Genomic DNA, 20,909 nt, shown 5'->3' on the forward strand with positions numbered 1-20,909 from the left:
TATGACCACCACCGACGAAGCGGGCACCCCGACCACGCAGCGTTCCACCCCGATCGAGCGGGTGCCGGTCCGCTGCGTGGACTCCGACGTGCATCCGGTTCCGAAACGGGGCCAGTTGTTGCCGCACATCCCCGAGCCCTGGCGCAGCAAGTACTTCACCACGCATTCCTTCGGCGAGCAGATCTACTACGACGCGCCCGACTACGCACACGCCTTCGCCATGCGGGTCGACTCGTTCCCCGACGACGGCGAATTCGCTTGCAGTGACCCTGATCTGGCCACCAAACAGCTGATCATGGAGGCGGGCTCCGACATCGCGATCCTGGAGCCCACCGCCTACCCGGCCCGGATCGCCGAAGCCGACCACGCCATGAGCCAGGCCCTGAACTCCTGGCAGGACGCCTGCTGGCTGGACTCTCACAACAACTGGCATCAGCGCTGGCGCGGCTCGATCTGCGTGTCCATCGAGGCTCCGGAACTGGCGGCCGCGGAGATCGAGAAGTGGGCCGAGCACCCCTACATGGCGCAGGTCTTGATCAAGGCCGAGCGACGCCCGGCATGGGGCGACCCGCGCTACGACCCGGTCTGGGCCGCCGCCACCAAGCACGGCTTCCCGGTGGCCTGTCACCTATCCCGCAGTCACCACGAGGAACTGCCGCTGCCACCGGTGGGTTACCCGAGCTACAACCACGACCTGATGGTCACCTACTCACTGCTGGCCCACAACCAGATCATGAGCCTGATCTTCGACGGTGTCTTCGACCGATTCCCGACGTTGAAGATCGTCTTCGTCGAACACGCCTTCACCTGGATCCTGCCGTTGATGTGGCGACTGGACGCCGTCTACGAGGCCCGCAAGAAGTGGGTCGACATCAAACGCAAGCCCAGCGAATACATCAAGGACCACATCAAGTTCACCACCCAACCGCTGGACTACCCCGAGGACAAGACCGAACTCATGCGGGCGTTCGAGTGGATGGAGTGCGAGAAGATCCTGCTCTTCTCCAGCGACTACCCGCACTGGACCTTCGACGACCCGCGCTGGCTGGTCAAGCACCTGCCCGAGCACGCCCGGGAAACCGTCATGTTCAAAAACGGTCTGGCCACCTACCGCAACCTGCCCACCACCGTCCCGGCCCTCGAGGGCCAAGTGCGGGTGTTCTGACCATGGCCGAAGACAAACCCGCGGCCGAGCAGCCGCGGCTGGCACAGGGCCGCGAGCACATCGTCGCCACCGTCGACGAGATCCCGCCCGGCACACACAAATTGGTTCCGATCGGCCGGCACGGCGTGGGGGTGTACAACGTCAACGGCACCTTCTACGCGATCGCCAACTACTGCCCGCACGAAGGGGGTCCGCTGTGCTCGGGCCGTACCCGCGGCCGCAGTGTGGTCGACGAGCAGGCACCCGGGGACGCGGTGATGGTCCGCGACCAGGAGTTCATCTATTGCCCCTGGCATCAATGGGGATTCGAGTTGGCGACCGGCACCACCGCCGTCAAGCCCGAGTGGAGCATCCGCACCTACCCCGTCCGGGTCGTCGGCAACGACGTCCTGGTACAGGCCTGACCGCAGGAGAAAGACACCATGGCGTCCTCGGCACTGCAACCCGGCGAGCACACCGTCGAGATCAACGGCGGCAACGTCGTCTACGAGATCTTGGGCACGCAGGGTGACTTCATCGTTCTGACGCCGGGCGGCCGGTTCAGCAAGGACATCCCCGGGCTGCGGCCACTGGCGGAGAAACTCGTCGAGGGCGGCTACCGGGTGGTGCTCTGGGACCGGCCCAACTGCGGCAAGTCCGATGTGCAGTTCTACGGCGTCAGCGAATCGCATATGCGCGCCGAGACGCTGAAGGAATTGATCACCGAACTCGGCATCGGTCCGTGCATCATCGCCGGCGGTTCCGGCGGCGCCCGGGATTCGATGCTGACCGTCATGCTCTATCCGGAACTGGCCACCAAACTGGTGGTCTGGAACATCGTCGGAGGGGTCTACGGCTCGTTCGTGCTGGGGTCCTACTACATCGTGCCCAGCATTCTTGCGGTGCGCGGGGCCGGTATGAAAGCCGTTGCCGCGGTAGATGAGTGGAAAGAGCGGATCGCGGAGAACCCGGCCAACCGGGATCGCATCCTCGACCAGGATCCCGACGCCTTCCTCAAGCAGATGCTGCGCTGGCTCAACGCGTTCGTGCCCAAGCCGGGGCAGACCATTCCCGGTGTCGAGGACGAGATGTTCGACAACATCACCGTTCCCACGCTGATCATTCGCGGCGGCGAGAACGATCTCGACCATCCCAAGCGCACCTCGCTGGAGGTGCACTGCCTCATCAAGGGATCGACGCTGATCGATCCGCCGTGGCCCGAGGACGCCTGGGAGCGTGCCGGCGAAGAGCGGGCGTCGGGCAAGGTCAAGCGATTCAACATGTTCGACACCTGGGTGCAGGCGGCGCCGCCGATCCTGGACTTCCTCAAGAGGTGACCGCGATGACGGGAACGCCGCCGTGCACCGGCTTACACGGTGCGGATGTGCACCTCGCAGTTGGTGGACGCCTCCAGTGCGGTGTGGACGCGGCTCTCCGGGATCCGGGCCAGATCGGCCTTGCGCAGCGTGACGTTCAGGGTGTCCCAGCCGGGGCCTCCCGGACCGCTGGGCACCCGTTCGATCTCGCCGGTCAGCCCGAAACCCGCGAGCACACCGTGGGCGTCGTCGTCGGTGCCGTGGCTGATGAAGGTCAGCACACCGGCGACCGGGTCGGTACCGAACACCGTGGCGCACAGCTCGATCGCGGTGGCCTGCAGCGCCTCGCCGTCGTCCCCGGTCATCAGCAGTTCGATCTCGCGGCGACTCGGCGGCAGGCCGGCCAGATCGTTCGCGATGAGTTCGGCACCGATGTCGCCGGCCATGCCGGCCAGCGTGGAAACGCCGGTGCGCAGCTGCTCGGCCGACAGTTCGCCGGCCGTGTCGACTTTGACCCGTACCACCGCGGTTCGCATACGACAGAGCCTAACCGCGCCGAGTGCAGGAGATCCGCATGAGTACTTCGACCGACCCCGATACCGGATTGGCGGTGACGGTCTGGCCGGGGCTGACTCCCCGGCTGTTGCGCACCGAACCGGGACCGGAGGACCTCGAGCAGTACCGCGACGCCGGAGGTTACCGGGCGTCGGATGACCCAGCCGCTCTGCTCGACGCCGTCGACCGGGCCGGCCTGGTCGGACGCGGTGGGGCCGCCTTCCCGCTGGCGACCAAGCTGCGCACCGTGCGCGCCGCGCATCTGGCCGGCCGCGACACCGTCCTGGTCGCCAACGGCGAAGAGGGCGAACCGGCCTCGATCAAGGATCGTTGGCTGCTGCGCAACCGTCCGCACCTGGTGCTGGACGGCCTGCGGCTGGCCGCCCGCGTCATCGGCGCGGCGCACGCGCACGTCTACGTCTCGGATGCGGCCGCGGCCGCAGCGGTACAGCACGCACTGCACGAACCCGGAACGGCCCTGGACGGTGTGACGGTCAGCGTGTTCAAGGTGACCCCCGGCTACGTGGCCGGTGAGGAGACCGCCGCGGTGCGCGCGATCAACGGCGGCCCGGCCAAACCCACCGACAAACCGCCGCGGCCGTTCGAAAGCGGTGTCGGCGGGCTACCGACCATGATCAGCAATGTCGAGACACTGGCCAATCTGCCCTACATCCACGCCCACGGCGCGGACCGATACCGCAGTGTCGGCACCGATTCGTCGCCCGGGACCTTCCTGGCCACGGTCAACGCGGCCGGCATGCCGACCGGGCTCTACGAGCTTCCGTTCGGCGTCGGACTCGCCGATCTGCTCACCGCCCACGGTGTTTCACCGGAGCGGGTGCGCGGAGTGCTGATGGGCGGCTACTTCGCCGGCCTGTTCAACCCCGACGTGCTCGTGCTGAGCTTGGACCACGAGACGCTGCGCGACGCCGGCACCGGATTGGGCTGCGGTGCACTGTCGGTGCTGATCGACGAATGCCCGGTGGCGGTGGCGGCATCGGTGCTGTCCTACTTCGACCGGGAGAACGCCGGGCAGTGCGGCTCGTGCTTCAACGGCACCGCCGCCATGGCCGCAGCCACCGGAGCCCTGCGGGACGGCATCGCCACCGCCGAGGACCTCGCCCGGCTGCAACGCTGGTCGGTCGTGCTTCGCGGGCGCGGGGCGTGCGGCACCCTGGACGGCGCCACCAACGTCGCCGGCAGCATCGTGGCGCAGTTCCCCGATGAAGTCACCCGTCACCTCGACAACGCCTGTCCCGACTGCGCCACGGCCGCTTACACCGCGCAGCGGCCCTTCGAAGTGGAATCGATCGCATGACCGAGAACAACAAGCCCCCTACGCTGCGAGTCAAGCTCGACCGGACGCTGTGCGACGGGTTCGGGGTCTGCGCCAAGCACGCCCCCGAGTACTTCTCGCTGGACGACTGGGGCTACGCGAACCTCGAGGGCGACGGCAACATCCCCGAAGAAGACCAGCCCGCCGTGCTGCGCGCACTGATGGACTGCCCCGCGCACGCCATCATGACCATCGGGGAACGCCGGCCCGATGACGCGCCCCCGCCGGCCACCGATGAGCCCGACCCGACGAACCCGAATACCGATGCCAGCGAAGCAGAATGGGGTTTCACACGGTGACTGCAGAAGCACCCAAGCGGCAACTGCTGCCGCAGATCACCGAAGAGAACGAATTCTTCTGGACCGCCGGTGCCGACGGCGTACTGCGACTGCAGGAATGCCGCGACTGCGCGTCGCTGATCCACCCCCCGCAGCCGGTCTGCCGGTACTGCCGCAGTCAGAACATGGGCGTGCGGGAGCTGTCCGGCCGGGCCACACTGGCCGGATTCACCGTCAACCATCGGTTCAGCGTGCCCGGCATGCCCGCCCCCTATGTGGTGGCGCAGGCGGCGATCGACGAGGACCCGCGAATCCGGCTGACCACCAACATCATCGACTGCGATCCCGAGCAGCTCGAGCTCGGCCGGCGACTCGAGGTGGTGTTCGAGCAGCATGAGGACGTCTGGCTGCCGCTGTTCCGGCCGGCCGGGGACGCCGCCGAGGTCGGGCCGCTGCCCGACGACGAGATCGCGCCGCAGGACTTCGCCCGGCACGTCCGCCCGATGGCCACCGGCCACAAGTTCGAGGACGCCGTCGCGATCAGCGGTATCGGGATGTCCGACCTGGGCCGCCGGCTGATGAAACCTGCGCTGTCACTGACGGTTCAGGCGTGCAAACAGGCCATCGAGGACGCCGGGCTGAGCCTGGACGACATCGACGGACTGTCCACCTATCCGGGGCCGGGCATGCTCGGCCCGTTCACCGAGGGCGGTGTGACGGCGCTGGAGTCGGCACTGGGCATCCGGCCGACCTGGCACAACGGCGGCATGGAGACCTTCGGCCCGGGCGGCTCGGTGATCGCCGCCATGCTGGCGGTCGCCGGCGGCCTGGCGCGCCACGTGCTGTGTTTCCGCACCCTGTGGGAGGCCACCCACGGGGAACTGATGAAGCAGGGCAAGATCCGTCCCCAGGGCGGGCGGACCGCCAGCTGGCAGATGCCGTTCGGCGCCACCTCGGCCGCCCATACCCTGGCCCAGAACGCCCAGCGTCACTTCCATCGCTACGGCACCACGCGGGAGACGCTGGGCTGGATCGCGTTGAACCAGCGAGCCAACGCCCAGGTGAATCCGACGGCGATCTACCGCGACCCGATGAGCATGGACGACTACCTTTCGGCCCGGCCGATCACCACGCCGTTCGGTCTCTATGACTGCGACGTCCCGTGCGACGGCGCGGTCGCGGTGATCGTCTCGGCCGTCGATGCGGCCCGCGACCTTGCCAAGCCGCCGATCCGGGTGGAGGCGGTCGGCACCCAGATCATCGAGCGGATCGACTGGGACCAGAGCACACTGACCCACGAGCCGCAGGTGCTCGGCCAATCCGCGCATCTGTGGTCGCGGACCTCGCTGCGGCCGGCCGACGTCGACGTCGCCGAACTCTACGACGGGTTCACCTTCAACTGCCTGTCCTGGATCGAGGCCCTGGGCTTCTGCGAGATCGGTGAGGCCAAGAGCTTCCTCGACGGCGGCGCCAACATCGCGCGCGACGGTGTGCTCCCGCTGAACACCCACGGCGGTCAGCTCTCCCACGGGCGCACCCACGGCATGGGTCTGATCCACGAGGCCGTCACCCAGTTGCGCGGCGACGCCGGTGAACGCCAGGTCGCCGGCGCCCGGGTGGCGGTGGCCAGCAGTGGCGGGTTGACCCCGAGCGGGGTCATGCTGCTACGGACCGACTCGTGAGGGCCGGCCGATGACCCATCCGGTGCGGCCGCGGATGGTCAGTGCCGACGGAGTCCCGATGTCGGCGCTGGTCGCCGAGGTTCCCGATCCGCGGGCCGTGGTCGTGGCATTGCACGGCGGCGGCACCACCTCGTTGTATTTCGACTGCCCGGGCCGGCCCGAACTGTCGCTGCTGCAGATCGGCGCGGAACTGGGCTACACCGTGATCGCGCTGGACCGGCCGGGCTACGGCAGCTCGGCACTGTACCCGGAGGCGATGGCCGAACCCGCCCAGCGCGTGCAACTGGCATACCGTGCCGTGGACCGGATCCTCGGCGAACGGCCGCGCGGAGCGGGGCTGTTCGTGCTGGGTCACTCCAACGGTTGCGAACTGGCGGTACGGATGGCCGCCGACGATCGGGGCACCGAACTGCTCGGGCTCGAGCTGGCCGGCACCGGGCTGCGCTATCGGGGGGCCGCGCGCGACGCCCTGAGTTCGGCCGGGCCCGGCGAGCGACCCACCGGGCTGCGGGAACTGCTCTGGGAGCCGGCCTCGCTGTACCCGGATGCGGTGCTGCGCGGGATCACCAATTCGTCCTCGGGTGCGCCCTATGAAGCCGACATGGTCGCCGACTGGCCCCGTCGCGATTTTCCGGAGCTGGCCGGCCGCATCCGGATTCCGGTGCGCTTCACCTTCGCCGAGCACGAGAAGGTCTGGGAATCCGATCCGGCGGCGCAGCGGGCCATCCGGGACATCTTCACCGCCGCACCGAGTTTCACCGGCAACGACCAGCCCGATGCCGGCCACAACATCAGTCTCGGTTTCAGTGCACCGGACTACCACCGGTCGGTGCTGTCATTCGTCAACGATTGCGCGGCGACCGCCGTCGGCGCGCCGGATTCGGAGGTCCGCTAGATGCGCGTCGGTTTCATCGGATTGGGCAGTCAGGGCGCGCCGATGGCGCGACGCATCGTCGAGGGCGGGTACGCCACGACGCTGTGGGCACGACGGGACGGCACGCTGGAACCGTTCGCCGACACCGAGGCGCGGACCGCGGACTCCCCCGCGGCCTTGGCCGCCGAGAGCGACCTGGTCTGTCTGTGCGTGGTGGGTGACGCCGACGTCGAAGAGGTGATCTCCGGGGACAACGGGGTGCTGGCCGGTCTGTCGCCCGGCGGGATCATCGCGATTCACAGCACCGTGCACCCCGACACCTGCCGCCGGTTGGCGCAACACTGTGCAGACAAGGGCGTTTCGGTCATCGACGCCCCGGTCAGCGGCGGCGGCCCGGCCGCGGCCGCCGGCACGTTGCTGGTCATGGTCGGTGGTGACGCCGACGTCGTGGACCGCTGCCGACCGGTCTTCGAGACCTACGCTGACCCGGTGGTGCATCTGGGCGACCTGGGCTCGGGCCAGGTGACCAAACTGCTCAACAACCTGTTGTTCACCGCCAACCTGGGAACCGCCGCAACCGCGCTGGCACTCGGCGAACAGTTGGGGGTGGCCACCGACCGGCTTGCCGAGGTGGTGTCGCGGGGCAGCGCGAACAGCTTCGCGCTGAACAGCATCCGTGGCTCCGGCGGGACCCTGGACCGGTTGGCCGGTATGGCGGGTGCACTGTTGCAGAAGGATGTCCGGTTGGTGGCCGACCTGGCGCAGCGGGCCGAGGCCGATCCCGGCGCGGTGCTCGATGCCGCCGATGCGACGCTGGCACTGATGGATCACCCGCGGTAACACCGTTCTGCCGGAACCCCTTCCGACAATCTGCCGTTTGTCTTACAGTAGTGGTTATAGTCCATCGCCCCGCGTCGGATTCGCCAACGCCCGGCGCCCCGAGGAGGTTCGATGACCCAGGCGAAACTCGTTTTCGACCCGTTCTCCGAGGAGTACTACGACAATCCGTTCGAGATCTATCGGCGGATGCGCGAGGAAGCGCCGTTGTACTACAACGCCGAGGAGGACTTCTACGCACTGACCCGGCATGAGGACGTCTCGGCCGCACTCAAGGACTTCGAGACCTACTCCTCGGCCCGCGGTTGCGACCTCGCGATGGTGCGTTCCGGCGAGGCCCCGCAGAAGATGATCATCTTCATGGACCCGCCCGAACACCGGCACATGCGCAGTCTGCTCAACAAGGCCTTCACCCCCCGCGCGATGCAGGCCCAGCGCGAAACGATCGTCGAACAGGTGCAGCGGTTCCTGGGCGCCGTCGACCCGGACGGCTTCGACGTGGTGCAGGACTTCTCCGGGCCGTTCCCGGTGGAGGTCATCACCCGGATGGCGGGAGTCCCCGACGAATACCGCCAGCAGGTCCGGCACTGGATCGACACCTCACTGCACCGCGAACCGGGGCAGATCGAGACCAGCGAAGCCGGTATGCAGGCCAATCTCGAGACCGCGATGTATTACTACGGCTTGATCCAGGAGCGGCGCGCCGACCCGCAGGACGACATGATCAGTCGGCTGATCGCCGCCGAGATGCCCGGTGAGGACGGCCAGATGCGGCGCCTCGACGACATCGAGATCACCGGATTCGCCTCACTGCTGGGGGCCGCCGGCGCCGAGACGGTCACCAAACTGATCGGCAACGCCATGGTGATCTTCGCCCGCCAGCCCGAGCAATGGCAGAAGCTGCTCGACGACCGCAGCAAGGTGCCCGCCGCGGTGGAAGAGCTGCTCCGCTACGAGGGACCGGTGCAGTACAACGTGCGCTACACGCTCAAAGAGGCCCATGTCGCCGGCGGCACCATCCCCGCGGGCAAGCCGGTATTCCTGATCGCTGCGGCCGCCAACCGGGATCCGGAAGCGTTCACCAACGCCGACACCTTCGATATCGACCGAGACCACACCCAGTCCCAGCACCTGGGCCTGGGCTACGGCATCCACAGTTGCCTGGGTGCGGCGCTGGCCCGGATGGAGAGCACCATCGCCCTAGAGCATCTGCTGGACTTCATGCCCCGCTACGAGGTCGACTGGTCCGGCCTGCGGCGAGTCCACATGCAGAACGTCTCCGGGTGGCAGAACGTTCCGGTCCGAGTGCTGCGATAGGGGTATCGGTGTCCAAACGACAGGTGGTCGTCGACTACGGATTGTGTGAAGCCAATGCGATCTGCATGGGCATCAACGCGGAGGTCTTCCACGTCGACGACGACGACAACCTCTACATCCTCAAACCGGACATCACCGCCGAGACCGAACGCGATGTCGCCGAAGCGATTCGGCGCTGTCCCCGGCAGGCGCTGTCGATCGCCGAGGTCGACGACTAGACGGGCGGGCCTAGCGGCCCGGGAACCCCGACAGGATGACCGCGTTGCAGTCGGCGGCGGCCTGCCGCAGTTTCGCGGCCTGCTGGTAGGCCTCGGAGTGATACCACGCGCGGGCGGCATCCACCGATTCGAACTCCAGCACCACGGTCTGGTTTCCGTGCCACTCGCCCTCGATCACCTCGTTTTTGGTGTCGACGGCCAGGATGGTGGCACCGGCCATGGTCGGGCCCGCGGCCTTGCCGTAGGCGATCATGCCGTCGGGGTCCTTGATCGCTTCGGTGAGGATGACGTATCCCTTGGGCGCGTTGGCCATTGACTCTCCTTAAGTGGATGGTTTGTCGGTGACGTCGTCGATGGCCCGTTCGGGGCACTGTTTGATGGCGTCGCGAACGGCGTCTTCGAACTGCGGCGGCACCTCGTCGACGGCGACCTCGGAATACCCGTCGTCGTTGATCGCGAACACCTCGGGGCAGATCGTGGTGCAGATACCGTGCCCGGCACAGCGGTCCGGGTCGACCCACGCCTTCATCGCACACCCGCCTCGACCGGGGTGAACTCCAGGTGCAGGTCGATCAGGCCACGCAGGATGTAGGTCGGGATGTAGCTGTAGCGCCGCGCGCCGGGCGGACCGTGCCGCTCCTCGGAGAGCCGGATATCGGTGGTGCGTTCCAGCAGGCGTTCGAGCGCGATCCGGGTCTCGGCCCGTGCCAGCGGCGCACCGGGACAACTGTGGATACCGCGCCCGAAGGTGATGTGCTGGCGGGCGTTCGACCGCGCGAGGTCGAACGTCTCGGGATCGGTGAAACGGCGCGGGTCCCGGTTGGCGCCCGCGCTGAGCACCATCAACGTCGTGCCGGCCGGGACGTGCACCCCGCCGATCTCGGTGTCGACCTTCGCCAACCGGAAGTCGCCCTTGACCGGGTTCTCGAAGCGCAGCACCTCCTCGATGAAGTTCGGGATCAGACTGCGGTCGTCGCGCAGTCGCTGCTGGACCTCGGGCCGGTCAGCCAGAATCATCAGCGCCGAACCCAGCAGCCGCACCGTGGTCTCCTGGCCGGCCGAGTAGACGTTGGCGGCCACCTTGGCCACGTCGAGCGGGTCCGGGACGGATCCGTCCGGGAAGGTGGCTTCGGCCATGCCGGTCAGCACGTCGTCGCGCGGCGCCTTGCGCCGGTCGGTGACGTAGTCGGCGAAGGTGGCGTAGAGGAACTCCAGCGGGCTGTGCGCCAACGACTTCGCCTCGGTGTTGCCGATACCGCCGCCGACGTTGTGGTGCATGTTCTTGACGAAGTCGTCGCGGTCCTCGTCCGGAACGCCCAACAGGTCGGCGATCACCAGCAGCGTGAACGGCGCCGCGAAGCCGCCGATGAACTCACCGGCGCCGGGCGCCAGGAAGTCGTCGAGCACCTGGTCGGCGAGCGCCCACATGGCGTCCTCGTTCTCCTTGAGGCGCTTCGGGGTGAGCAGGCGCATCAGCAACGCCCGGTGGTTGGTGTGCGTGGGCGGGTCCAGCGTCGGCAGCTGGTCGCTGAACGGCAGGTCGTCGCGGTGCTTGTCGATCAGCTCCGCGACGGTGGCACCGCCCAGGTCGCCGTCGAGCGGCACCGGGAAGCCGGGGAACGGGCCGGTGACCGCGATGCACGAGGAGAACACGTCGGCGTTGCCGGCCACCGCGCACGCCTCATCCCAACCGGTCACCATCATCACGTTGTGGTGCGGTTCCCGGGTGACCGGCGACCGGTCCCGCAGCGCCCGCAGATACGGGTACGGGTCTGCGACCACGGACTGGTCGGTGAAGAAGTCGATCGTGTCTGGATCCATCGGGCCGTTCCGCTCCCTCTCACATCCGAGAATGCCATTCTCGCAACCGGTCAACAGACTTTCACATGCCGCGGGCGTCCGTCAACGTCGCGTCGGTCCGGCGACGTCGACGAAGACCCGGCTCAGCTGTTGGACCGCGCGGCGTCCATCAACGCGTTCGCCTGACGCTCGCCCTGCTGGTGGTGACTGAGCGCCCGGATCGAGACGTCGTGCCCCTCGGCGGCCTTACGCAGCGCGCCGACGGTGGCCCGCTCCCGGGGCAGATGGGCGAACGGGTCGTAGGAGTACCAGCGCATGGCGTTCTGGTGCGTCATCTTGTCGATCTCGTCGTCGGTGGCGTTGTTGGCGCTGAGCACCGCCCACAACTCCTCGGGCGCGTCCGGCCACATGGAGTCGCTGTGCGGGTAGTCGGCCTCCCACGCGATGTTGTCGATGCCGATGTCGTGGCGCAGTTTCACCCCGATCGGGTCGGAGATGAAGCAGGTCAGGAAGTGCTCCCGGAAGACCTCGGAGGGCAGCTTGCCCCCGAAGTCCTGGCCGGTCCAGACCGAATGCATGTCATAGGTGCGGTCGGCTCGCTCCAGGAAGTACGGGATCCATCCGGTGCCGCCCTCGGAAAGGCCGATCTTGAGGTCCGGGTACTGCTTGATCGGCCGGGACCAGAGCAGATCCGCCGCGGCCTGGACGATGTTCATCGGCTGCAGGGTGATCATCACGTCCATCGGCGCGTCCGGCGCGGTGATGGCCAGCTTGCCCGACGACCCGATGTGCACGTTGAGCACCGTGTCGGTATCGCACAGCGCCTGCCACAACGGATTCCAGTACTCGTCGTGAAAGCTCGGGTAGCCCATCGCGGCCGGATTCTCGGTGAACGTCAGGGCGTGCACACCCTTCTTGGACACCCGGCGCACCTCCTCGGCGCACTTCTGCGCGTCCCAGATCACCGGGAGTGCCATCGGGATGAAGCGGCCCGGATAGGCCCCGCACCACTCCTCGATGTGCCAGTCGTTGTAGGCCTGCACCAGCGCGACCGAGAAGTCCGGGTCGTCGGTGGCGAACAACCTGCCGGCGAAGCCGGGGAACGACGGGAAGCAGATCGACCCGAGAATGCCGCCGGCGTCCATGTCCTTGATCCGCTCATGCACGTTGTAACAACCCGGCCGGATCTCGTCGAGTCCCTGCGGCTCCAGCCCGTACTCCTCCTTGGGCCGGCCGGCCACCGCGTTGAGCGCGACGTTGGGGATCACCACGTCGCGGAACTGCCAGGAGTCGGAGCCGTCGGGGTTGTGCACCAGACGCGGCGCGTCGTCGAGGTACTTGCTCGGCAGGTGATTGGCGAACATGTCCGGCGGCTCCACCGTGTGGTCGTCGACGCTGACCAGAATCATGTCGTCCTTGTGCACGGTCATCCTCCGTTCCGGGCTCGGCGCGCGGCCGACCCAATGACGTCTCCAGTGAAAACTATCTTCCCGTTTTCGGAGAATCAACCTTCACGCGAGACCGGCCCGCCGCATCGCCCGCGACGCCGCCGACCGCGCGGACCACCTCCGACAGGAGTCGTTCTACCTGCGCAAACACCGAGGTGTTGACCAATCGGGCCAAACGTGGAAATCTGTTGGTCAAATATGAGAATGTGATTCTCGCTAACGAGGAGTGGTCCATGCGCCTGACTGAACTGCCGGAGTCCTACTGGGAGGACCCCGACGTACAGCGCGCCCTGGCCGCGATGCTGCCCGAGGAACGCCGCAATCCCCAGGGCGCGGGCAACGCGCTGGCCATGCTGGTGCACCACCCGAAACTGACCCGGGTCTTCCTGCGTTTCAACGTCCATCTGCTGTACGGCTCGACACTGCCGGCCGATCTGCGTGAGCTGGCCATCCTGCGCACCGCGTACCGACGCGGCTGCGACTACGAGTGGGTCCACCACGTCACGATGGGAAAAGAAGCCGGTCTCACCGACCACGACATCACCGAGCTGCAGCACAGCGTCGGCCGCAACGAGATCTACCAGGCCGTGCTGAACGCCGCCGACGAGCTCGAAGAGAAGTCCCGCCTCTCCGCCGACACCGAGGCGGTGCTGGCCAAGTATCTGGACGAGAAGCAGCTGATGGACCTGGTCTTCACGATCGGCTGCTATTCCATGTTGGCCATGGCCTTCAACACCTTTGGCGTTGAACTTGACGAAAAATCCGAATCAGAGAGGTAGAACCGTGTCCCATTTCCCGAAACCGGCTGCTGGCAGCTGGACGCAGGCCTATCCCGAACTGGGCACCGAGCCAGTCGATTACAGCGACTCCTACGACCCCGCATTCTTCGAGGCCGAACAAGAGGCCGTCTTCAAGCGGATGTGGATCAACGTCGGTCGTGTGGAGCGCCTTCCCAAGACCGGCAGTTACTTCACCCGGGAACTGCCGTCGGTGTGCAAGGGCACCTCGATCATCGTGGTCAAGACCAAGGACGGGTCGGTCAAGGCCTACCACAACGTCTGCCGCCACCGCGGAAACAAGCTGGTGTGGAACGACTTCCCCAACGAGGAGACGTCCGGCGTCTGCCGCCAGTTCACCTGCAAATACCACGCCTGGCGCTACAGCCTCGACGGTGACCTGACCTTCATCCAGCAGGAGGAGGAGTTCTTCGACGTCGACAAGAAGGACTACGGACTGGCGACCGTGCGCTGCGAGGTCTGGGAAGGCTTCATCTTCGTCAACTTCGACGACAACGCACAACCGCTCGCCGACTACCTCGGCCCGCTGGCCAAGGGCATCGAGGGCTACCCGTTCGGCGAGATGACCGAAACCTATTCCTACCGCGCCGAAGTCGGTAGCAACTGGAAGCTGTTCATCGACGCGTTCATCGAGTTCTACCACGCGCCGATCCTGCACCAGGGCCAGTACACCAAGGAAGAAGCCGCCAAGATCCAGAAGTTCGGCTATGAGGCGCTGCACTACGAACTGGCCGGCCCGCACAGCCTGCAGTCGACGTGGGGCGGACAGGCGCCGCCGCCGGACATGTCCATGGTCAAGCCGTTGGACCAGGTACTGCGCAGCGGGCTGTTCGGACCGTGGGACAAGCCCGAACTCATCGCCAACCTCAAGGAACTGCCGCCGGGCATCAACGTCAAGCGCGCACCGCAGTGGGGCATCGACTCGTTCCTGTTCTACCCCAACTTCATGATTCTGATCTGGGAACCGGGCTGGTACCTGACCTACCAGTACTGGCCGACCGCCGTCGACAAGCACACCTTCGAAGCGAACCTGTACTTCGTCCCGCCGAAGAACGCGCGCGAACGCCTGGCCCAGGAACTGGCGGCCGTGACGTTCAAGGAATACGCACTGCAGGACGCCAACACCCTGGAAGCCACCCAGACCATGATCACCACCCAGGCGGTCAAGGACTTCCTGCTGTGCGACCAGGAAGTCCTGATTCGCCATCTGCACAAAGTGAACCGCGACATCGTGAAGGAGCACCAGAATGCCGCTACCGTCTGAATTCGCCGCCTTGGAGCCCTATCTGGGCTGGGACCTTGCGAATGAGCCCGACCGCTACGCCAAGCGACTGGCCTCGTCGATGGCCGAGATGCAGGAGTTCTACGACGTCGCCTTCCCGATGCTCGACGACATCGTGGCCTACTGCGACAAGTTCCCCCTGGACGACCTGCCCGATGACGCAAAGACCCTCATGCACCTGATGCAGTCGCTGGTCATGGTGTCGTTCCCGATCGAGGCCTGGAAGCAGGCCCGCGTCCCGGACAGCGGCGCGGCCTGGGTGGAGCTGCTCCGCGAGCCGGTGATCTAGGGGTGCTGACCCTCAAGGCGGCCGGCCTGCTCGACGTCGACGCCGGAGAGATCGTCCGGCCCGGTGTGGTGCACATCGACGGCGACCGGATCGTCGGCGTCGGGGGCGCGGTGCCGGACGGCGCCGAGGTCATCGACCTCGGCGACTCGATCCTGCTGCCGGGCCTGATGGACATGGAGGTCAACCTGCTGATGGGCGGCCGGGGTGAAAACCCCGGCCTGTCCCAGGTTCAGGACGACCCGCCGACCCGGGTGCTGCGCGCGGTCGGCAACGCCCGGCGCACCCTGCGCGCCGGGTTCACCACCGTGCGCAACCTGGGCCTGTTCGTCAAGACCGGCGGCTACCTGCTCGACGTGGCGCTGGGCAGGGCGATCGACGCCGGGATGATCGAGGGCCCCCGGGTGGTACCGGCCGGCCACGCGATCACCCCGACCGGCGGTCACCTCGACCCGACCATGTTCGCGGCCTTCATGCCGGGCGTGCTGGAGCTGACCATCGAGGAGGGCATCGCCAACGGCGTCGATGAGATCCGCAAGGCGGTCCGCTACCAGATCAAGCACGGCGCCCAGCTGATCAAGGTGTGCTGCTCGGGCGGGGTCATGTCGTTGACCGGAGAGGCCGGCGCGCAACACTATTCGGATGAAGAGTTGCGCGTCATCGTCGACGAGGCGCACCGGCGCGGCCTGCGGGTGGCCGCCCACACCCACGGCGCCGAAGCCGTCAAGCACGCGGTGGCCTGCGGCATCGACTGCATCGAGCACGGCTTCCTGATGGACGACGAGGCCATCGCGATGCTCGTCGAGCACGACCGGTTCCTGGTCAGCACCCGGCGGCTGGCCGAGGCGATGGACGTCTCCAAGGCGCCGGCGGTCCTGCAGGCCAAGGCCGCCGAGATGTTCCCCAAGGCTCGCACCTCGATCAAGGCGGCCTACGAGGCCGGGGTGAAGATCGCCGTCGGCACCGACGCGCCGGCGATTCCGCACGGCCGCAACGCCGACGAACTCGTCACCCTGGTGGAGTGGGGCCTGCCCCCGGCCGCGGTGCTGCGGGCGGCGACGGTGACCGCAGCCGAACTCATCAACTCGAGCGACCGCGGCCGGCTGGCCGAGGGCCTGCTCGCCGATGTCATCGCGGTTCCCGGTGATCCGCTGGCCGACATCACCGTGACCCGAAACGTGAACTTCGTCATGAAAGGCGGCAAGGTATATGTCAACAAGAATTGACGACCTGGTCGACATCCAGCAGACCCTGGCCCGCTACGCGGTGACCATCACGCAGGGCGACATCGACGGTCTGGTGTCGGTGTTCACCCCGGACGGCACCTACAGCGCGTTCGGCGAAACCTATTCGCTGGACCGGTTTCCGGTGCTCGTCGAGGCCGCACCCAAGGGCCTGTTCATGACCGGCACCCCGGTGATCGAGTTGGACGGCGACACCGCGACCGGCACCCAGCCGCTGTGTTTCATCGACCACGCCAGCCACGACATGCGGATCGGTTACTACAACGACACCTACGTGCGCACGGCTGAGGGTTGGCGGCTGCGCACCCGCAAGATGACGTTCATCCGACGCAGCGGCGTGCACGACGCCGGCCGGCCGCACGCCATCGGCCGGCCGTCCGCCAAATGACGGCGCCGGCCGGCTCCGGGGTCGGGTCCGCGACCCCGGAGATCGATGTCGCCCGGTTCCAAGCGGATCTGCGTGCCTGGCTCGACGAGAACGACCTGAGCCCCGGTCCCGACACCTCGCTGCAAGGGCACCTGAAGCAGTTCGCCCGAGTCTCGGCCGCCCTCTACGAGGCGGACTGGATGCGCTACGGGTGGCCGGTCGAGGCCGGCGGGTTGGGCGGTCCGGCCATGCTGCGGGCGGTCGTCGGCGAGGAGGTCGTCGGCCGCCGACTGGCCGAGCCGGGCCCGTACTCGATGCTGGAAGTTCTGGCGCCGACGATGATCGACTACGCGCCACCGGAATTGGCCGCCGAGATGCTCCCGAAGCTGCTCAGCGGCGAGGAACAGTGGTGCCAGGGCTTCTCCGAGCCGGGCTCCGGAAGCGATCTGGCGTCGCTGAGCACCCGTGCCACCCCGCGCGGGGACCAGTGGGTGATCAACGGCCAGAAGGTCTGGACCAGCTTCGCCCAGTTCTCGCACCGCTGCATCCTGCTGACCCGCACCGGTGACGCGGACACCCCCAACCACCGGGCGATCACCGCGTTCTTCGTCGACACCGACACCCCCGGGATCGATATCCGACCGCTGCGCACCATGCACGGGGTCGACGAATTCTGCGAGGTCTACTTCGACGACGTCGTCGTCGACGGCTCGCGGATGCTCGGCAAGCCCGGCGACGGGTGGCAGCTGGCGATGGATCTGCTGCCCTACGAGCGGTCCACCTGCTTCTGGCAGCGCATCGCCTACCTGTATTCGCGCTTCGATGCGCTGATCGCCGAGGTCAAGCGGCAGGGCGCGGCGGTGGACGGCGAACTGGGTGCGGTCTACCTCGCATTGCACACACTGCGCTGCCGCTCGCGGGCCACCCAGCACCGATTGGCCGACGGCCAACGACTGGGCCCGGAGACCTCCATCGACAAGGTGCTGCTGGCCGGCGCCGAACAGTTGCTCTACGACACCGCACGCGACCTGTTGCCGGGTCTGATCGAACTGGACGAAAGTGAATGGCGCCCCGAGTACCTGTACTCCCGCGCCGCAACCATCTACGGCGGCACCGCGGAGATCCAGCGCAACATCATCGCCCGCCGGTTGCTCGACCTCGGGAAGGAATGACCGTGACCGCCGACATGGATGCCGCCTCGATCGCCCTGTTGGAAGACACCCTGCGCAAGACCATGGCGTCGTCCTCCGGCGCCGAACTGGAGCAGGCGCTGGCCGAACTCGGGTGGGCGGAAATGCTTTCCGAGGATCCAGACCTGGCCATCCCGCTGGTGTTCCGGCTGCTCGGCGAGACCGGGACGCATGCCTCGATTCTCAACGACGTGCTGTTGGAGACCATCGGCGGCCTGCCCGGTGGCACTCCCCCGATGCCGTACGCCGGTGGCAGGTGGGTGATCTGGGAACGCGATGCGATCGAGGGCAATCCGGTCCTGGGCGGGCTTCCACTGCGCGAGGTGCCCGAAGGGCAACTGTTGCGCGTCAGCGAGGCCCAGCGGGCGGTGGGGTGGTGGCTGGTGGGCTCGGCGCGGGCGATGCTGGCCCTGGCCCGCCAACACGCCCTGGACCGGGTGCAGTTCGGTAAGCCCGTCGCCTCCTTCCAGGCCATCCGGCATCGGCTCGCCGAGACCCTGGCAGCCATCGAGGGCGCCGAGGCCACGTTGTCGGTGCCCAGCGCCGGTAGCCCCGACCTGACCGCCATGTTGGCCAAGGCCGCCGCAGGCAAGGCCGCGATGACCGCCGCCAAACATTGCCAGCAGGTGCTCGGCGGCGTCGGTTTCACCGCGGAACACGATCTGCACCGCCACATCAAGCGGGTGATGGTGCTCGACGGATTGCTCGGCAACGCAAGAGAATTGACCCGCCGGGTCGGCGGTGGCCTGCGCGCTCGCGGCTCCGCGCCGCGCCTGGTCCAGCTCTAGCGATTTCGGCGCGGTTGTGCCCGCCCAGCGGGCACAACCGCGCCGAAATTGCTACCGCGGCAACCCGAGCACGCGCTGCGCGATGATGTTGCGCTGGATCTCGGAGGTGCCGCCGGCGATGGTCCCCGAAAAGCTGCGCAGGTAGCGGTCGAATCGGCTGCCGCTGGCGTAGTCCTCGTTGAGCGGCATGTAGGCCCCCGAGCTGCCCGGGTGGGTCAGTCCGTCGACGCCGGCCGCGTCCAGCGAGTGCTCCGCGGCGCTCTGCACGGCTTCCGATCCCAGCAGTTTGAGCACCGACAGTGCGGGTACGTCCTGCTCGCCGCGGGCGGCCTGCGCCAACGCCACCGAGCCGAGCAGCTGCAGCGCCTGGTTGTCCATCAGCAACGTGGCGAAGCGGTCACGCTCCAGGGCGCCGGACGGCCGGGAGTCCAGGATCAGGTCGCGCAGTCGGTCGGCGAAGCTCATCCACAGCAGGGTGCGTTCGTGCCCGAGCGAGCCGTTGGCCACTCCCCAGCCGCCGTTGAGCGGGCCGACGAGGTTCTCGGCGGGCACCCGGACGTCGGTGAAGAAGACCTCGTTGAAGTCGACGTCGTCGTGGGCGCAGGCCGATGCAAAGGGCCGCCGCACAACGCCTTCGGTGTCGGTGGGGATGAGCAGCACGCTGATGCCCTTGTGTTTGGGCGCGTCCGGGTCGGTGCGCACGAACGTCAGCAGCACGTCCGCATCGTGGGCTCCCGAGGTCCAGACCTTCTGGCCGTTGACCACGAAATGGTCGTCCTGCAATACCGCCCGGGTCTGCAGGCCGGCCAGGTCCGATCCGGCTCCGGGCTCACTCATGCCCAGCGATGCGGTGATCTCGGCCCGCAGAATCGGCACCGCCCAACGGTGTTTCTGTTCCTCGGTACCGAACGACAGCAGCGACGCGGCGATGATGCCCACGCCCTGCGGGTTGAAGCTGGGGTAGATCCGCCGGCGGGACAGTTCCTCGGAGTGCACGTACTGCTGCAGGATGGTGGCGTTGCGGCCGCCGAACTCGGGCGGGTTGGCCGGCAGCAGCCAGCCGTTGTCGAACAGCAGTCGCTGCCAGCGGCGGGCCCACTCCGGCACGTCCGAACACGAATGCGACCGCTCCAGTGCCTCGGCGTCGCTGGGCAGATGCTCGTCGAGGAACGCCGCGAACTCGGCCCGGAAGTTCTCGACTTCGGGATCAAAGGTCAATTGCACTGGCGAACTCCTCGACTCGGGCGCCCCCGGTGGTCCCGGTTTTCAGCGGCGCCGATCTTGCTCGTCTGCTTCCCTAGACGCAGCGATGAGAATATCATTCTCGAATGGAGAAGTTACGATCTCTGAATCGTCGCCCCCGCGCCGGTGCGGCGCACCGCGCACGCGTTACCGGCCGGTACAGTTACCCCATGCATCGGTGCCCTCAGCGTCCGGAACGCCGGTGACCAATCCGAGCGAGGAACCCGCCTGGAAGCAGCGCGCGGTCGAACGCTCGATCAAGACGGCGAAGATCCGCGCGGCACAACGCGTCCAGCGTTTCCTTGATGCCGCGCAGTCGATCATCATCGAAAAGGGCAGCACCGACTTCACCGTCCAGGAGGTCGTGGACCGCTCGCGGCAGTCGCTGCGCAGCTTCTACCTGCAGTTCGACGGCAAGCACGAGCTCCTGCTGGCGCTCTTCGAAGACGCGTTGAGCCGCGCCGCGGATCAGATCCGCGCCGCCACGGCCAACCACTCCGATCCGCTGGAACGCCTCAAAGTCGCCGTCGAGTTGCTGTTCGAGTCATCACGGCCGGACCCGGCCGCCAAGCGGCCGCTGTTCACCGACTTCGCCCCCACCCTGCTGCTCACCCACCCGGTCGAGGTCAGGGTCGCGCACACCCCGCTGCTGGAACTGCTCGCCGAGCTGACCGAGCAGGCCGCCGAGGCCGGCCGGCTGCGTACCGGAACGAACCCGCGGCGGGTGGCGGCGATGGTCATGCAGACCGTGATGTTCAACGCCCAATCCAGTCCGGCCTCGGCAGATCCCGCGGTCAACCCGCTGACGTCCGAGGAAGTCTGGGACTTCTGCGCCCACGGCTTCTCCGGGTAGCCCGACCGGACCCGGCGCACCGTCAACCCTGGACATCGACCGGGGAACCACATAC

At 67.3% G+C, this 20,909-nt stretch carries 24 protein-coding genes; 18 read left to right on the forward strand and 6 right to left on the reverse strand.

The window, feature by feature from the left end; genetic code table 11:
- The first annotated feature begins 1 nt into the window (after nt 1).
- From RCP38_RS16120 to RCP38_RS16130, 3 genes are read left to right on the forward strand one after another with little or no spacing between them, the layout of a single operon-like run.
- The gene (locus tag RCP38_RS16120) at nt 2-1,165 is read left to right on the forward strand and encodes an amidohydrolase family protein (RefSeq protein ID WP_308473926.1); all 1,164 of its coding nucleotides are present in this window, start codon (nt 2-4) and stop codon (nt 1,163-1,165) included.
- A 2-nt stretch (nt 1,166-1,167) separates the two neighbouring features.
- On the forward strand, nt 1,168-1,569 hold the full coding sequence (locus tag RCP38_RS16125) for a Rieske (2Fe-2S) protein (RefSeq protein WP_308473927.1): 402 nt from the start codon (nt 1,168-1,170) through the stop codon (nt 1,567-1,569).
- Nucleotides 1,570-1,587: 18 nt separating this feature from the next.
- On the forward strand, nt 1,588-2,481 hold the full coding sequence (locus tag RCP38_RS16130; RefSeq protein ID WP_308473928.1) for an alpha/beta fold hydrolase: 894 nt from the start codon (nt 1,588-1,590) through the stop codon (nt 2,479-2,481).
- A gap of 32 nt (nt 2,482-2,513) precedes the next feature.
- Here RCP38_RS16130 and RCP38_RS16135 read toward each other — a convergent pair whose 3' ends face one another.
- Nucleotides 2,514-2,996 carry a hypothetical protein gene (locus tag RCP38_RS16135; protein ID WP_308473929.1) on the reverse strand — a complete coding sequence of 161 codons (483 nt, stop codon included), beginning with the start codon at nt 2,994-2,996 and terminating at the stop codon, nt 2,514-2,516.
- A 38-nt stretch (nt 2,997-3,034) separates the two neighbouring features.
- Between RCP38_RS16135 and RCP38_RS16140 the strand changes: the two genes are divergently transcribed.
- From RCP38_RS16140 to RCP38_RS16170, 7 genes are all read left to right on the forward strand, one after another.
- Nucleotides 3,035-4,333: an NADH-ubiquinone oxidoreductase-F iron-sulfur binding region domain-containing protein gene (locus RCP38_RS16140; RefSeq protein ID WP_308473930.1), complete on the forward strand. Its 1,299-nt coding sequence runs from the start codon at nt 3,035-3,037 to the stop codon at nt 4,331-4,333.
- A 23-nt stretch (nt 4,334-4,356) separates the two neighbouring features.
- Complete coding sequence (locus tag RCP38_RS16145; protein ID WP_308477358.1) at nt 4,357-4,650, forward strand: ferredoxin; 294 nt, start codon at nt 4,357-4,359, stop codon at nt 4,648-4,650.
- Nucleotides 4,651-4,676: 26 nt separating this feature from the next.
- The gene (locus RCP38_RS16150) at nt 4,677-6,311 is read left to right on the forward strand and encodes a thiolase C-terminal domain-containing protein (protein ID WP_308477360.1); all 1,635 of its coding nucleotides are present in this window, start codon (nt 4,677-4,679) and stop codon (nt 6,309-6,311) included.
- Nucleotides 6,312-6,321: 10 nt separating this feature from the next.
- Nucleotides 6,322-7,206 carry an alpha/beta hydrolase gene (locus RCP38_RS16155; RefSeq protein WP_308473931.1) on the forward strand — a complete coding sequence of 295 codons (885 nt, stop codon included), beginning with the start codon at nt 6,322-6,324 and terminating at the stop codon, nt 7,204-7,206.
- Complete coding sequence (locus tag RCP38_RS16160; protein ID WP_308473932.1) at nt 7,207-8,025, forward strand: NAD(P)-dependent oxidoreductase; 819 nt, start codon at nt 7,207-7,209, stop codon at nt 8,023-8,025.
- Between the two features lie 111 nt (nt 8,026-8,136).
- Nucleotides 8,137-9,339 (forward strand): cytochrome P450, encoded by a 1,203-nt coding sequence (locus tag RCP38_RS16165; protein WP_308473933.1) that lies wholly within the window; start codon nt 8,137-8,139, stop codon nt 9,337-9,339.
- 8 nt (nt 9,340-9,347) lie between these two features.
- Nucleotides 9,348-9,557 carry a ferredoxin gene (locus RCP38_RS16170; RefSeq protein ID WP_308473934.1) on the forward strand — a complete coding sequence of 70 codons (210 nt, stop codon included), beginning with the start codon at nt 9,348-9,350 and terminating at the stop codon, nt 9,555-9,557.
- A gap of 10 nt (nt 9,558-9,567) precedes the next feature.
- Here the strand turns inward: RCP38_RS16170 and RCP38_RS16175 are convergent, their stop codons facing one another.
- From RCP38_RS16175 to RCP38_RS16190, 4 genes are all read right to left on the reverse strand, one after another.
- Nucleotides 9,568-9,870: a DUF1330 domain-containing protein gene (locus tag RCP38_RS16175; protein WP_308473935.1), complete on the reverse strand. Its 303-nt coding sequence runs from the start codon at nt 9,868-9,870 to the stop codon at nt 9,568-9,570.
- 9 nt (nt 9,871-9,879) lie between these two features.
- The gene (locus RCP38_RS16180) at nt 9,880-10,086 is read right to left on the reverse strand and encodes a ferredoxin (protein WP_308473936.1); all 207 of its coding nucleotides are present in this window, start codon (nt 10,084-10,086) and stop codon (nt 9,880-9,882) included.
- Nucleotides 10,083-11,378, reverse strand: a complete 1,296-nt coding sequence (locus RCP38_RS16185) for a cytochrome P450 (protein WP_308473937.1) — start codon at nt 11,376-11,378, stop codon at nt 10,083-10,085. The genes RCP38_RS16180 and RCP38_RS16185 overlap by 4 nt, the downstream gene beginning before the upstream one ends.
- A 122-nt stretch (nt 11,379-11,500) precedes the next feature.
- Nucleotides 11,501-12,781 (reverse strand): amidohydrolase family protein, encoded by a 1,281-nt coding sequence (locus RCP38_RS16190; protein WP_308477362.1) that lies wholly within the window; start codon nt 12,779-12,781, stop codon nt 11,501-11,503.
- A gap of 257 nt (nt 12,782-13,038) precedes the next feature.
- Here RCP38_RS16190 and RCP38_RS16195 point away from each other — a divergent pair, with 257 nt between their 5' ends.
- Genes RCP38_RS16195 through RCP38_RS16225 form a run of 7 tightly spaced genes read left to right on the forward strand, consistent with a single transcriptional unit; the run spans nt 13,039 to nt 18,759 of the window.
- Nucleotides 13,039-13,584 (forward strand): carboxymuconolactone decarboxylase family protein, encoded by a 546-nt coding sequence (locus RCP38_RS16195; RefSeq protein WP_308473938.1) that lies wholly within the window; start codon nt 13,039-13,041, stop codon nt 13,582-13,584.
- 4 nt (nt 13,585-13,588) lie between these two features.
- On the forward strand, nt 13,589-14,866 hold the full coding sequence (locus RCP38_RS16200; protein ID WP_308473939.1) for an aromatic ring-hydroxylating oxygenase subunit alpha: 1,278 nt from the start codon (nt 13,589-13,591) through the stop codon (nt 14,864-14,866).
- A complete protein-coding gene (locus tag RCP38_RS16205; RefSeq protein ID WP_308473940.1) occupies nt 14,850-15,173 on the forward strand; it encodes a hypothetical protein in 324 nt (107 codons plus the stop codon). Before RCP38_RS16200 ends, RCP38_RS16205 begins: the two co-directional genes overlap by 17 nt.
- 2 nt (nt 15,174-15,175) lie before the next feature.
- Nucleotides 15,176-16,396: a metal-dependent hydrolase family protein gene (locus RCP38_RS16210; protein WP_308473941.1), complete on the forward strand. Its 1,221-nt coding sequence runs from the start codon at nt 15,176-15,178 to the stop codon at nt 16,394-16,396.
- The gene (locus RCP38_RS16215; RefSeq protein WP_308473942.1) at nt 16,380-16,802 is read left to right on the forward strand and encodes a nuclear transport factor 2 family protein; all 423 of its coding nucleotides are present in this window, start codon (nt 16,380-16,382) and stop codon (nt 16,800-16,802) included. The genes RCP38_RS16210 and RCP38_RS16215 overlap by 17 nt, the downstream gene beginning before the upstream one ends.
- Nucleotides 16,799-17,953: an acyl-CoA dehydrogenase family protein gene (locus RCP38_RS16220; protein WP_373692380.1), complete on the forward strand. Its 1,155-nt coding sequence runs from the start codon at nt 16,799-16,801 to the stop codon at nt 17,951-17,953. Before RCP38_RS16215 ends, RCP38_RS16220 begins: the two co-directional genes overlap by 4 nt.
- Nucleotides 17,950-18,759, forward strand: a complete 810-nt coding sequence (locus tag RCP38_RS16225; protein WP_308473943.1) for an acyl-CoA dehydrogenase family protein — start codon at nt 17,950-17,952, stop codon at nt 18,757-18,759. Before RCP38_RS16220 ends, RCP38_RS16225 begins: the two co-directional genes overlap by 4 nt.
- A 51-nt stretch (nt 18,760-18,810) precedes the next feature.
- Here the strand turns inward: RCP38_RS16225 and RCP38_RS16230 are convergent, their stop codons facing one another.
- The gene (locus RCP38_RS16230; RefSeq protein WP_308473944.1) at nt 18,811-19,983 is read right to left on the reverse strand and encodes an acyl-CoA dehydrogenase family protein; all 1,173 of its coding nucleotides are present in this window, start codon (nt 19,981-19,983) and stop codon (nt 18,811-18,813) included.
- Between the two features lie 220 nt (nt 19,984-20,203).
- Between RCP38_RS16230 and RCP38_RS16235 the strand changes: the two genes are divergently transcribed.
- Nucleotides 20,204-20,854, forward strand: a complete 651-nt coding sequence (locus RCP38_RS16235; protein WP_308473945.1) for a TetR/AcrR family transcriptional regulator — start codon at nt 20,204-20,206, stop codon at nt 20,852-20,854.
- The last annotated feature ends 55 nt before the right edge of the window (nt 20,855-20,909 follow it).

This window comes from Mycolicibacter sp. MU0083, from assembly GCF_963378075.1.
Taxonomy (GTDB): Bacteria; Actinomycetota; Actinomycetes; order Mycobacteriales; family Mycobacteriaceae; genus Mycobacterium; species Mycobacterium kokjensenii.